Genomic DNA, 12305 nt, shown 5'->3' with positions numbered 1-12305 from the left:
TGTCAAGGCTCTTTCTTGCATATATTTTAAAACAAAAATGCCTTTGGAGCTGCTATGTCACAAAAACATTTTCTCCTGAAAGGAACTTTTATCCTTACTGTAGTCGGCATTCTCACCCGTGTAATGGGATTTTTTTACCGTATTTTTCTCAGCAGATCTTTCCCTGCAGAAGAAATCGGTCTGTATCAGCTGATTTTCCCTGTCTACACACTTGCTTATGCTGCAACTTCAGCAGGGATCGAGACGGCTCTGGCGCGCCTGGTTGCCGCCTCTTCTGCAAAAAAGCAGTCTGCAAAAGCTTATTCTTACCTGAAAGCAGCACTGCTTTGTTCTCTTTTTCTTTCCATCTGCTGTCTTTTTCTGTTGCAGAAAAATGCTGTTTTCCTCACCACAGTCATACTTGGTGATCCCCGATGCGCCTCTCTCATCTTCCTGATAGCATATGCACTTCCATTTGCAGCTCTGCACAGTTGCAGCTGTGGTTACTTTCTGGGGCTCAAGCAGATCCGGCTTCCTGCCCTCTCCCAATTATTTGAACAGCTGGTCCGGATCTTTTTTGTTATCTTCCTCTATACAGCCGATGCTCATACCGCTTTTACACCATCTGTCGCAATTGCTGTCCTCGGAATTGTCGGTGGTGAAATTGCAGCCGCTTTTCTTTGCATCCATAAGCTCAGAACTGCCGGGCAACCTTTATCCTCACACCGGGAGCCGGCTCTTTCTGCTGTTCCTCCCCTGCTTTTTTCTGCCCTTCCACTGACCGCAAGCAGAGTCCTTCTGAATCTTTTTCAGAGTCTGGAAGCAATTTCTATTCCACTTGCCCTGCAAAAGTATGGAATGAGTATCTCCGCTTCTCTTAGCACCTACGGAATTCTGACCGGAATTGCCCTTCCTTGCATTTTATTCCCATCTGCCCTCACCAATTCCATCTCCACAATGCTCCTCCCCGAAGTTGCCAGTATGCCGGATGCTCAGAAAAAGCATGCTCTTCCGCAGCTTTTGCGGAAAGTTATTTTTTTCTGCCTGTTTCTTGGTTTTGCCTGCCTGCTATTTTTCTTTACCGCATCCGGCTTTATCAGCAGACGGATCTTTCATACACCAGAAGCCGGAAATTATATCTTAACACTAGCATTTATCTGTCCTTTTCTCTATAGTAACACCGCACTGATCAGTGTGTTAAATGGTCTGGATCTTGCCGGAAAAACTTTTCTGATCAATCTGTTCACCCTGGCAGTACGAATCTGTGGTGTTCTATTTCTGATTCCGCAGTTCGGGATTCTTGGCTATCTGTGGGCACTGCTTGCAAGCCAGCTTCTTACATTTGGCTGCTGCATGTTTCTCCTGATAAAACAAGGGCGATAAAAAACGGCAAAAAGTCCTCTTTACCGAATTGTTCAGTAAGAGGGCTTTCTGCCATTTTCTATCACCTGACGCTAAAATGTGGCTGAACACATTCCTGCTATGTAAGAACCTTCACAAACCAACGGACAATCCCAGGGTTTAAATACACCTCAGACAAAATTCCCGCCACGATCATCATAACAGTAAATCCTGTTTTTGTTCCATTCCATTCACTTTGCGGATAACGATAATAATACCGGATCAATAGAAGATATGCCGGTACATAAAAAATATATTGCGGGAAAATACCGGCAATACACAGCAGCATTCCGCAAAGGCCCATCCTTAAAACTGCCGCCACAGACAGTATCCCTGCTGCAAAGCCTGTCCAAAGGAGGATTCCGGCTGCTGTCAGTCTGCGAAACCCCAGATTTGCCACACAGACCGCTAACGCCAGAGGCATCACTCTCCATCTGAGCAGGTACCACAGGTAATCTTCATTTATGATTTTCACCTGTGTATACTGATTTAGAAAATATTCATGGAAAATTCCAGTCATCGTAACATAATTTTTCGCAATAAAATTAGCATATAAGATACCCATTCCAAAACCGATCAGATATAGCATGGGCAGCTGATATTTCTTCCGATAAAATTCCACATTCCGGCCTCCAATAATTTCACATAGTTCATTATATGTCCGGAGTTGTCAATTATGCGTTCACTTTATCTGTTATACTTTGCATCATAGGCAAGGATAGCGGCTACAGTCTTGGAATCTTCAATCTTTCCTTCAAAGATCATCTGCTTCAATTCTTCAACCGTATGTGCCTCTACATTCACAAATTCATTCTCATCCAGATGCTGATGGGTACGGATCAGGTTTCGTGCCACATAAACTTCGATTTTTTCGTTGCAAAGTGCTACAGTTGTTCGAAGCGTGATCAGCCATTCCAGATCATCACTGTGATATCCGGTCTCTTCTTCCAATTCTCTTGCCGAACAGTCTCGTCCCGGTTCATCTGCTTGGTCCAGCCCTCCTGCCGGAAGCTCCAGTGTAAAGCGATCCAGTGCATTCCGGTACTGTCTTACCATCAGGAGTCTGCCGTCATCCATCACAGGTATCACAGCAGCAGCCCCTTTGTGGTGGATATAGTCCCACACCTCATGATTTCCATTGGAAAACTCCATATAATCTTTGTATACATCAACAATTGTTCCCTGATATGCCCTTTCTCTTTTTACACGTTTGATTTCTTTTTTCATCCGTTTTCCACTTCCTTTTCACACAACTATGAGAAACACGCTCCGCGAGTTTCTCAAGTTATCGCGGCAGTCGCCAAGGCCTCGTGCAAGCACGGACTTTGGCTCGTTGCTCGCGTAAATTAAATACAGCCATCCAAAAGATTGAATCTTTTGGACGGCTGTCGTTTTCTGATTATCGTGTTATTTAGCATAATCTGTAACACGGGATTCCCGGATTACATTTACTTTAATCTGACCTGGATATTCCAATTCATATTCAATCTGTTTTGAAATATCTCTTGCCAGCAATACCATATCATCATCAGATACTTGTTCTGGAACTACCATTACGCGAATCTCTCTACCCGCCTGAATAGCAAATGACTTCTCAACCCCTTTAAATTGGTTGGTAATATCTTCTAACTGTTTTAATCTGTTTGTGTATGTCTCCAAGGTTTCTCTTCTTGCACCTGGTCTTGCAGCCGAAATCGCATCTGCTGCCTGAACAACGCCTGCAATCAGAGACTGTGGTTCTACATCACCATGATGTGCTTCTACCGCGTTGATAATAAGCGGCGACTCTTTGTATTTTCTACAAAGGTCTACACCAATCTGAACATGTGAACCTTCTACATCGTGATCGATCGATTTACCGATGTCATGTAAAAGACCTGCACGCTTTGCGATACGGACATCCAGCCCGATCTCGCCCGCAAGCAATCCGGATAGCTGAGCAACCTCGATTGAATGCTTCAGTGCATTCTGACCGTAGCTCGTTCTGAACTTCATACGTCCAAGAAGACGAATCAGTTCTGGATGGATGCCGTGTACACCAACTTCAAGTGCTGCTGCCTCTCCTTCTTCGCGCATCATAGTCTCTACTTCTTTCTGCGCTTTTTCAACCATCTCTTCGATTCTTGCAGGATGGATTCGTCCATCTACGATCAAACGCTCCAGTGCAATTCTTGCCACTTCTCTTCGGATTGGATCAAATCCGGAAAGAACAACTGCCTCCGGAGTATCATCAATAATAAGCTCTACTCCTGTCAGTGTCTCAAGAGTACGGATATTCCGTCCCTCTCGTCCGATAATTCTACCCTTCATCTCGTCACTTGGAAGCTGAACTACCGAGATCGTAGTTTCAGCCACATGATCTGCCGCACATCTCTGGATTGCGGTGACAACATACTCTTTCGCCTTCTTGTCAGCCTCTTCCTTTGCACGTGTTTCAAGCTCTTTCACCATCTTGGCAGTGTCATGTTTCACATCTTCTTCAACAGTTTTTAATAGATAATCCTTTGCCTGTTCGGAGGTAAGTCCTGAGATTCTTTCTAGTTCCTGTACTCTTTTCTGGCTGAGTTCTTCAACTTCAGCCTCCCGCTGCTTCATCGCTGTCTCTTTTGCAGTAAATGCAGTCTCTCTCTGCTCAATTGCCGCAGATCTCTTATCCAGAGATTCTTCTTTTGAAAGTACACGCTTTTCATAACGCTGAAGTTCAGCTCTGCGTTCCTTAGTCTCTTTTTCAAGTTCATTCTTTGTCTTGATGGACTCTTCCTTTACTTCCAAAAGTGCTTCCTTCTTCTTTGTCTCTGCTGTCTTCAAAGCATCATCAATAATTTCTCTTGCTTTTACATCAGCGTTCCCAATTTTAGAATTTGCATCGTTCTTCAACTTGGAAACAGTAACAAAATAAGTAACCGGCATTACTACTATAAGCGTAACAACTACAGCAATAATTATAGGTATCAGCACAGGAGCACCTCCTTATTTAGTTTTCATTGTACAAATACAACACTTAAATTCTATACTGTTTTCACAAATATGTCAAGCATTCCAATCGCAAACTTGTATTACTTGACGGATATCTTCGTAACGAAATCCTTTCCGCACCAAATATCCATATATTTTCTGCTTTTCTTTCGGATCTGTACAGGCAAAGTCCCAGTGTTTTTTGCGAAGAAGCTCCCGGATTGCTTCCTGATCGGAATGCTCTTCATACATCTCTTCCATGATCTCTTCTGCCCGGTTCATATCCACGCCCTTCTGTCTCAGAAGGGCATAAATCTCCCGTCTGCTCTTTTTATCTTTCCTGCTGTCTATAAAGTTCCGAATGTAGGCGTCATCATTGATATATCCAAATGATTTCACATAGGTAATCGCCGCTTCGGTGATCTCCGATGGATAGCCGCCCAACTTTAATTTATCTCTGAGCTGGGATTCAGTTCTTGCCATGTCATTCAGCAGGTGCATCGCACGAAGCTTTGCCCGCTTCAAAAGGACTTCTTTGATCTTTGCATAAGTATCCTCTGTCAATTCACACTCTTCTTTCAGGTGAAAACGGGACAGTTCGCCTTTGTAAACCACAAAGGCGAACTGCTCATCAACAGATACCCGATACTTTGTCTTTGTAACTGGCTCGATTCGGGTAATTCTCATCATATGTTTTATTCTTCCTCATCCATCACTTCTTCAGCATCTGCCGGAGCAGCCTGTGCCGGTTCTTCTGCTTCCTGCCCTTCTGCACCGATTCCGTAATGCGCACGGACTTTTTCTTCAATCTCTTCCATAATCTCCGGATGTGCTGCCAGATAAGACTTTGCATTCTCACGTCCCTGACCGATCTTTTCTCCGTTGTATGCATACCATGCACCACTCTTATTGACCAGATCAATCTTCGTCGCAAGATCCAGGATATCTCCTTCTCTGGAAATTCCTTTTCCGAACATGATATCAAATTCTGCTTCCTTAAACGGAGGTGCAATTTTATTCTTCACGATCTTCACGCGGACATGGTTACCAACCATCTCTCCGCCCTGCTTCAGAGTCTCAGTTCTGCGGACATCCATACGGACAGATGAATAGAACTTCAGTGCCCGTCCACCCGTTGTTGTCTCCGGATTACCGAACATAACGCCAACCTTCTCACGCAGCTGGTTGATAAAGATTACAACACAGTTTGATTTACTGATAACCGGTGTCAGCTTTCTGAGTGCCTGTGACATCAGTCTTGCCTGCAGACCTACATGTGTATCACCCATATCACCCTCAATCTCCTGCTTCGGAACAAGTGCTGCAACAGAATCGACTACGATAATGTCAATCGCACCGGAACGTACCATTGTCTCAGTAATCTCCAATGCCTGATCTCCGCTGTCTGGCTGTGAAATGTAAAGTTCATCAATATCTACACCGATATTCTTCGCATATACCGGATCCAGTGCATGCTCTGCATCGATAAATCCCGCAATGCCGCCTCTTTTCTGTACTTCTGCGATCATATGTAATGCGACTGTCGTCTTACCACTTGATTCAGGTCCATAAATTTCAATAATACGTCCTTTCGGAACGCCGCCAACACCAAGTGCCAGATCCAGACTCAGAGAACCGGTCGGAACCGTCTCAACATGCACCTGTGCCGCCGGATCACCCAGCTTCATAACTGCTCCCTTACCAAAATCTTTCTCAAGCTTTGCAATTGCTGCGTCTAATGCTTTCTTTTTATTCTCATCATTCATTGTATTATTCGCCATCATTAATCTCCTTATCCCAGATTCTTCGCCCACGCTCTCCATCGAACGAATGTTTGTTCTGGTTCTATATTAGTACATATGTTCTGGTTTGTCAACTACATTTTAAATCAGATCCACACGTCTCACCTTCCCCGGAGAAGAAACCGAACCCCTCCCGAAAACCTTTCTCGCCCAGATCCCCAAAGCTTCTGACTCCCCCATCATACCACATCTCCCCCTTCCCCCACAACCAGAACACTTCTTCTCGGAAGCCACTGCTGACATAATTTTCGCATTCGGAGGCTCATCGGAATGCCCTGCACAACTAAATCTGTTCGGTTTATTTTATTAAAAGCACGTCCGTCTTCTATTTTCCCGCAGACCGCCCGTCCTGCAATCTAAAGCTCAAACACCTCAAGATCATCCGGTACAAACAACTTCCCGTGATAGTACTCCCGTCCTTCCCGCGTATAAAGCTCTTTCCTCTCCTTAAGATGCATCTCTTCCGTATGATACAGGATCAGATGCGGAATCTGAAGCTCCTCGGCAAGCTGACATGCTTCTTTCACAGTACTGTGGTGCTTTTCATAAGGCTTGAACTTATCTGCTTCTCCATACAGGCAGAACGCCTCATGGGTCAGCCAGTCACTGCCTTTCACAAATTCATAATCTTTCTCATTGTACGGTTCGTCACCGCAGCAGGTAAACTTCACTCCGTTCGGAAGCAGCATCGTAAATCCGAACTGCTTTGCCTTCGTGGAAAAAATATCGAAAAAGGTGACCGGACAGCCAAGGATTTCCTTTGTCTCTCCGTGATGCACCGGCACAAAAAGAATCCGGTCATCAAAATATTTCGTCACCTTTTTCTGGATCGTAAGTTCTGCGATCATGCGGATTGATCTTGCCAGCTCTTCATGGCAGTAGATCCGCAGATTCCCCTCATATTTCCCCTGGCCGATCTTCTTCTGCCCGATCATCCGTATCAGCCAGATCACGCCCAGAAGATGATCGATATGTTCATGGGTAATAAAAATATCGTGAATGTCTTCCAGCTGGATCCCGGTGTCTTTTAACACCTTTAAAATACGGTTTCCGCCGCCGGTATCTACCAGAAAATGCCTGTTTCCATCCGAGAGGGCAAAACATGTATTATAGCATTCCGTTACTGTTGCATTTCCCGTTCCAAGTATTGTAAGCTTCATCCGTCATTACTCCTGTCTCATTTCAACCACTTCACCTGCATATTTGTAAATACTTCCTCCAGGCACAAATCCTCTCACCGAAGAAAGTGGATAAATATTGGTATGCGGTCCTACTACACTTCCCGGGTTCAGAATGGTTCCACATCCAACTTCTACATGGTCACCCAGCATCGCGCCGAACTTTTTCATACCGGTCTCGATATTTCCTTCCGGCGTCTTTACAACCACCAGTTTTTTATCGGATTTCACATTAGATGTGATAGAACCTGCTCCCATATGTGACTTGTATCCAAGGATTGAATCCCCCACATAATTATAATGTGGAACCTGTACTTTATTGAAGAGGACCACATTTTTCAGCTCGGTAGAATTTCCGACAACTGCACCTTCTCCTACGATCGCATTTCCACGGATAAACGCACAGTGTCTTACCTCTGCGTCCTTTCCGATGATCGTCGGACCGCCGATAAATGCAGTCGGTGCAACCTTTGCGGATCTGGCAACCCACACATTTTCTCCACGTTTTTCATACTCTTCTTCCGGAAGAGACGCACCCAGTTCCAGGATAAAACTGCTGATTTTCGGAAGTACTTCCCACGGGTAGGTCACTCCTTCAAACAAATCCTTTGCGATTGTCTCTTCCAGCGTATACATTTCTTTAACCGTCATTTCTTTCATTCTTTCTTTCCTTTCGATGCTCTGCCTTTGGTTTCTTTTTTATAAAATGCTGCTGCCCTGTCATAGCAGCTTCTTAACTGATACTGGTTATTCATTCCCAGTACTCCGTTGGTTCTGCTGACAATAAAATGATCCAGTTTTGTCATATATTCATCCGATGTAATTTCTCCCTCTGCCACATAGTTAAGCCCCTTTTCCCAGCTTGCCGTCAGCTCCGGATTCAGAAGTGAACGGATAGAATTCAACACCACATCATAGATCATTTCTCCAAGAAGCGTCGGTGTGATCACCTGCGTCTTTTTATTCAGTGCCAGATATTTGATATTGAAGAGCTTTTTCAGGATCTCCGCCCTGGTCGCACTGGTTCCGATCCCGCTTCCTTTGATCTGCGCACGAAGTTCCTCATCCTCGATCAGCTGACCTGCATTTTCCATCGCAAGGATCATGGAACCGGAATTGTATCTCTTCGGCGGTGAAGTTTCTCCCTCTTTGATATCCAGTGATTTCACATCCAGGATATCACCTTTTTTTAGCTTCTGGATGGATGCAAAAAATGCGGCATCCAGATCCACATTGTTATCACTTCCATCTCCTTCCGCGTCATTTCCATTTGCATTTTTCTTTGGGGCAGGGACCCCTGCCACCTTCAGATATCCTTCTTCCGCAAGTACACGGAAGTTGGAGAAAAACTGTTCTTTTCCGATCTGTGTTACCAACGCCACTTTCTGATAAACTGCCGGAGGATAGAAGATACCCAGAAACCTCCGGACGATCACATCATACACATGATGAGCTGTTGCAGATACCGAATTCAATGCTGAAAGTCCCTGTCCTGTCGGGATGATCGCATAATGATCCGTGATCTGCTTGTCATTGACATAACGCGTCTTTGCCAGATTTTTATATGCTCCGTAATGCAGAATATCCTGCATATATGGTGCAGCCATCTGGTATTTACTCAGCCCGTTCAGGTTCTTTGTGATCTCCTTTGATACTGCTGTCGAAAGCACTCTGGCGTCTGTTCTCGGATAGGTGACAAGCTTCTTCTCGTAAAGCTCCTGCACAATGCGGAGCGTTTCATCCGGACTGATCTTGAACCGTTTGGAGCATTCGTTCTGAAGTTCTGCAAGGTTAAACAGAAGTGGCGGATTCTTTTTCTCTTTTTTCTTTTCGATGGATACAATCCGGCAGGTAAGAGGGGATGTTCCCTCTTTCAAAACAGCGATCAGCTTTTTTGCCTCCTCTTTCTCTTTAAATCCATTCTCTTTATAGAGCTTTGGAGACTCAAAATAAGCCGAACCTTTCACTGCACGCCACTCACCGGTAAAAGTATGTCCGTCTACATTTACCGATTCGATCACACGATAGAACGGCGTTTTAACAAATTCACGGATCTCCCGTTCCCGCCTTACGACCATTCCAAGGACACAGGTCATCACACGTCCGACAGATACAACCGTGTATTTATTCCCAAGATAATTTGAAATGCTGTTTCCATATTTGAGTGTCAGAAGTCTGGAAAAGTTGATTCCCATCAGATAATCTTCCTTCGCACGGAGATAAGCCGAAGCTGACAGATTATCGTATTCTGACAGATCCTTCGCCTCACGGATTCCTCTAAGGATCTCTTCCTCCGTCTGGGAATCGATCCACACACGCCGGCGTTCTTTCCCTTTTACGCCTGCCATCTGTTCCACCAGACGGTAAATGTATTCTCCTTCTCTTCCCGAGTCGGTACAGACATAAATCCGGTCTACATCCTTCCTGGTCAGTATTCCTTTTACGATCTCAAACTGCTTCTTTACTCCCGGTATCACCTCATAGAGAAATTCCTGCGGAATGAATGGCAGTGTCTGCAAAGACCATCTCTTATACTTTTCATCATATACTTCCGGATAACTCATCGTGACAAGGTGACCAACACACCATGTTACGATCGCCTCATCTGATTCCAGATATCCGTCTTTTCTTTTCAAATTCAAATGCAGTGCCTTGGCAAATTCCTGTGCCACACTCGGCTTTTCTGCAATATATACCGATTTACCCATATAATAATTTTGTACTCCTGTATTTTCACGCTATAGCAACTCTCACAGCGTTTAAAAAGTGAAGCTGATACCAGCTCCACTTTTTTATCATATCATATTCAGAACATAAAACAAATTATTTTCTTCGAAAAATCTTCCGGATTTTATCAACGAAGCTTTGTTTTGTCCGTCCTTCCGGATGTCTGACGGTAATTGCTTCACGCATAAAATATTCCTGGGAATTGACTTTTGAAGTTCCTTTTTCTTTCATGTAGTATTTGCCGTCACTCTTTAATTCCCGCGCTTTTACATTGTCCGCAAGCATGATCTTCAGCATATGTGTCAGCTGTTTCCTGATAGTTTCATCGTAAACCGGACATGCCACTTCCACGCGTTTTTCCGTATTACGCGTCATCATATCTGCGGAACCGATATAGATTTTCTGATCCGCTCCGGTTCCAAAAAGGAAAATACGCGGATGCTCAAGATAACGTCCGACAATACTGGTCACACGGAGATTCTCTGTGTACCCTTTGACTCCCGGAAGAATACAGCAGATCCCACGGACGATCAGATCCACCTTCACCCCTGCATTCGATGCCTCGGAAACCTTCTGGATAAAATCTACATCCGTCACAGAATTCATCTTCATGATGATCCGTCCGTTCGTTCCCTTTTTGATCTCCTCGTCCATCAGTGAAAGCACCTTTGGTTTCAGACTGGTCGGTGAAACAATAATATGCTGATAGCTTCCATTGAGATTGCCAATGGACATATTCTTGAAGAAGACGGCTGCATCCTCTCCGATTCCCTTATCCGCTGTGATCAGCGACACATCCGTATACATCGTCGCTGTCTTTTCATTGTAGTTTCCGGTTCCCACCTGCGTAATGTATTCGATATTGTTACGGTTCCGGTAAGTGATCAGACAGATCTTGGAATGCACCTTATAACCTTCAAATCCGTAAATCACACGGCATCCTGCTTCTTCCAGACGTTCGGACCAGTCAATATTGTTCTGTTCATCGAATCTGGCTCTCAGCTCGATCAAAACCGTAACCTCTTTGCCGTTCTCGGCCGCTGCACATAAGTACTCTACCAGCCGTGCCTTCTTTGCCAGACGGTAGATTGTGATCCTGATCGTAAGAACGGTCGGATCATAAGCCGCTTCCTTGATCATACGCAGAAACGGATCCATACTCTCATACGGATAAGAAAGAAGTATATCTTTTTTCTTTACCTGCGGAATCACTTTTCCATCCGTCAGATAGCGGGACGGCTGCGGAGTAAACGGTTCGTCGATCAGAGAACGTTTCAGCGATGCCGGAACCTTATCCATAATCGAAAAAATATAATCCAGCTTCATCGGCATCTTGGTCCGGTAGATCTGTGCCGGTGTGATCTTAAATTTGTCACAGAAATACTTTTCCAGTTCCTTATCCAGCGGCTCCGCTGTCTCCATGCGGACCACTGCCATTCTGCGGCGCTTGTGAAGGGTTTCCTGCATCAGCAGGCGGAAATCATCATTGATCTCCAGTGCCTCATCGTCCGGCGACACATCTGCATTCCTTGTCACGCAGATATAATTCTTGTTCGATACCTCGTATTTGTCGAACACCACATCCAGATATTCCATGATCACCTTTTCCATACGAATATAACGGATATCATGGCCCGGAAGATATAAAATGTCTGACACAAACTGTGGAACCGGTACGATTCCAATCATGGAAGTTCCATTCTGCTTCAGACTTGCGATCACATACAGTTCCTTATTGAGCAGATGTGGGAATGGATGATTGGCATCCACGATCTGTGGAGACAGGATCGGTAGGATCTGGTCTTTGAAGTACTTTTTCACATACTTCTTTTCCTGCTGCTCCAGCTCTTTTATCGATAGTCCACAGACACCGTATGGATTCAGCAGCTTCTTGATCTCCGAGTAAGTCTTGTCCCGCTCTTTATACAATGGTGCTACAGCCGCAAAGATTGCATCCAGCTGCTCTTTCGGATTCATCCCCGAACGGCTGTCGATCGTGCTGTTATCCGTAAGCGACATATCATACAGGCTTCCTACGCGGATCATAAAAAATTCATCCAGGTTGCTTGTAAAAATGGATACAAACTTCATTCTTTCAAGAAGGGGTACTGAAGAATCCTTTGCTTCCTCCAGTACCCTCTGATTGAACTTCAGCCAGGACAGTTCTCTGTTCTGTGTATAGTTCTGCATTTCTTTTTTCATATTAGCCCACCTTCACTCTTCCTTTACACTGGTATAATTTCATTCTACCACTGAATCAGAA

Annotated in this window: 10 protein-coding genes; 1 reads left to right on the top strand and 9 read right to left on the bottom strand. The window is 44.7% G+C overall.

Annotation, left to right across the window (positions count from 1 at the left end):
• The first annotated feature begins 54 nt into the window (after positions 1-54).
• Entirely contained in the window at positions 55-1362 is a 1308-nt protein-coding gene (locus tag PG418_RS04850; RefSeq protein WP_498837144.1) for an oligosaccharide flippase family protein, read from the top strand.
• A 97-nt stretch (positions 1363-1459) separates the two neighbouring features.
• Here PG418_RS04850 and PG418_RS04845 read toward each other — a convergent pair whose 3' ends face one another.
• The 9 genes from PG418_RS04845 to ppk1 all read right to left on the bottom strand — a co-directional run bounded on the left by PG418_RS04845 (position 1460) and on the right by ppk1 (position 12244).
• Positions 1460-2002, bottom strand: coding sequence for a stage II sporulation protein M (locus PG418_RS04845; RefSeq protein WP_243002775.1), 543 nt, complete (start codon positions 2000-2002; stop codon positions 1460-1462).
• 65 nt (positions 2003-2067) lie between these two features.
• Complete coding sequence (locus PG418_RS04840) at positions 2068-2607, bottom strand: NUDIX hydrolase (RefSeq protein WP_195254974.1); 540 nt, start codon at positions 2605-2607, stop codon at positions 2068-2070.
• 180 nt (positions 2608-2787) lie between these two features.
• The gene (gene rny, locus PG418_RS04835) at positions 2788-4338 is read right to left on the bottom strand and encodes a ribonuclease Y (RefSeq protein ID WP_008372294.1); all 1551 of its coding nucleotides are present in this window, start codon (positions 4336-4338) and stop codon (positions 2788-2790) included.
• A gap of 72 nt (positions 4339-4410) precedes the next feature.
• On the bottom strand, positions 4411-5022 hold the full coding sequence (locus tag PG418_RS04830; protein ID WP_498837157.1) for a regulatory protein RecX: 612 nt from the start codon (positions 5020-5022) through the stop codon (positions 4411-4413).
• Between the two features lie 8 nt (positions 5023-5030).
• Positions 5031-6101 (bottom strand): recombinase RecA, encoded by a 1071-nt coding sequence (gene recA / locus PG418_RS04825; RefSeq protein WP_173686341.1) that lies wholly within the window; start codon positions 6099-6101, stop codon positions 5031-5033.
• Positions 6102-6493: 392 nt separating this feature from the next.
• Positions 6494-7297: an MBL fold metallo-hydrolase gene (locus PG418_RS04820; protein ID WP_055156598.1), complete on the bottom strand. Its 804-nt coding sequence runs from the start codon at positions 7295-7297 to the stop codon at positions 6494-6496.
• A 6-nt stretch (positions 7298-7303) separates the two neighbouring features.
• Positions 7304-7975, bottom strand: a complete 672-nt coding sequence (locus PG418_RS04815) for an LbetaH domain-containing protein (protein ID WP_498837143.1) — start codon at positions 7973-7975, stop codon at positions 7304-7306.
• Positions 7972-10023, bottom strand: coding sequence for a DNA topoisomerase (locus PG418_RS04810; RefSeq protein ID WP_175305721.1), 2052 nt, complete (start codon positions 10021-10023; stop codon positions 7972-7974). The genes PG418_RS04815 and PG418_RS04810 overlap by 4 nt, the downstream gene beginning before the upstream one ends.
• Positions 10024-10138: 115 nt before the next feature.
• The gene (gene ppk1, locus PG418_RS04805) at positions 10139-12244 is read right to left on the bottom strand and encodes a polyphosphate kinase 1 (RefSeq protein WP_055248284.1); all 2106 of its coding nucleotides are present in this window, start codon (positions 12242-12244) and stop codon (positions 10139-10141) included.
• Positions 12245-12305 lie beyond the last annotated feature (61 nt).

Origin of the sequence: Bariatricus sp. TF06-38A (assembly GCF_027690675.1) — a bacterium.
Lineage (GTDB): Bacteria > Bacillota > Clostridia > Lachnospirales > Lachnospiraceae > Allocoprococcus > Allocoprococcus comes.
This window is presented reverse-complemented; position numbering and strand designations above follow the sequence as displayed.

What these genes read in the sequence shown, in the direction of transcription:
- PG418_RS04850 (WP_498837144.1), top strand. Translation starts at nt 55, where the DNA reads ATGTCACAAAAACATTTTCTCCTGAAAGGAACTTTTATCCTTACTGTA.
- PG418_RS04815 (WP_498837143.1), bottom strand. Translation starts at nt 7,975, where the DNA reads ATGAAAGAAATGACGGTTAAAGAAATGTATACGCTGGAAGAGACAATC.
- PG418_RS04820 (WP_055156598.1), bottom strand. Translation starts at nt 7,297, where the DNA reads ATGAAGCTTACAATACTTGGAACGGGAAATGCAACAGTAACGGAATGC.
- recA (WP_173686341.1), bottom strand. Translation starts at nt 6,101, where the DNA reads ATGAATGATGAGAATAAAAAGAAAGCATTAGACGCAGCAATTGCAAAG.
- PG418_RS04830 (WP_498837157.1), bottom strand. Translation starts at nt 5,022, where the DNA reads ATGAGAATTACCCGAATCGAGCCAGTTACAAAGACAAAGTATCGGGTA.
- PG418_RS04840 (WP_195254974.1), bottom strand. Translation starts at nt 2,607, where the DNA reads ATGAAAAAAGAAATCAAACGTGTAAAAAGAGAAAGGGCATATCAGGGA.
- ppk1 (WP_055248284.1), bottom strand. Translation starts at nt 12,244, where the DNA reads ATGAAAAAAGAAATGCAGAACTATACACAGAACAGAGAACTGTCCTGG.
- PG418_RS04810 (WP_175305721.1), bottom strand. Translation starts at nt 10,023, where the DNA reads ATGGGTAAATCGGTATATATTGCAGAAAAGCCGAGTGTGGCACAGGAA.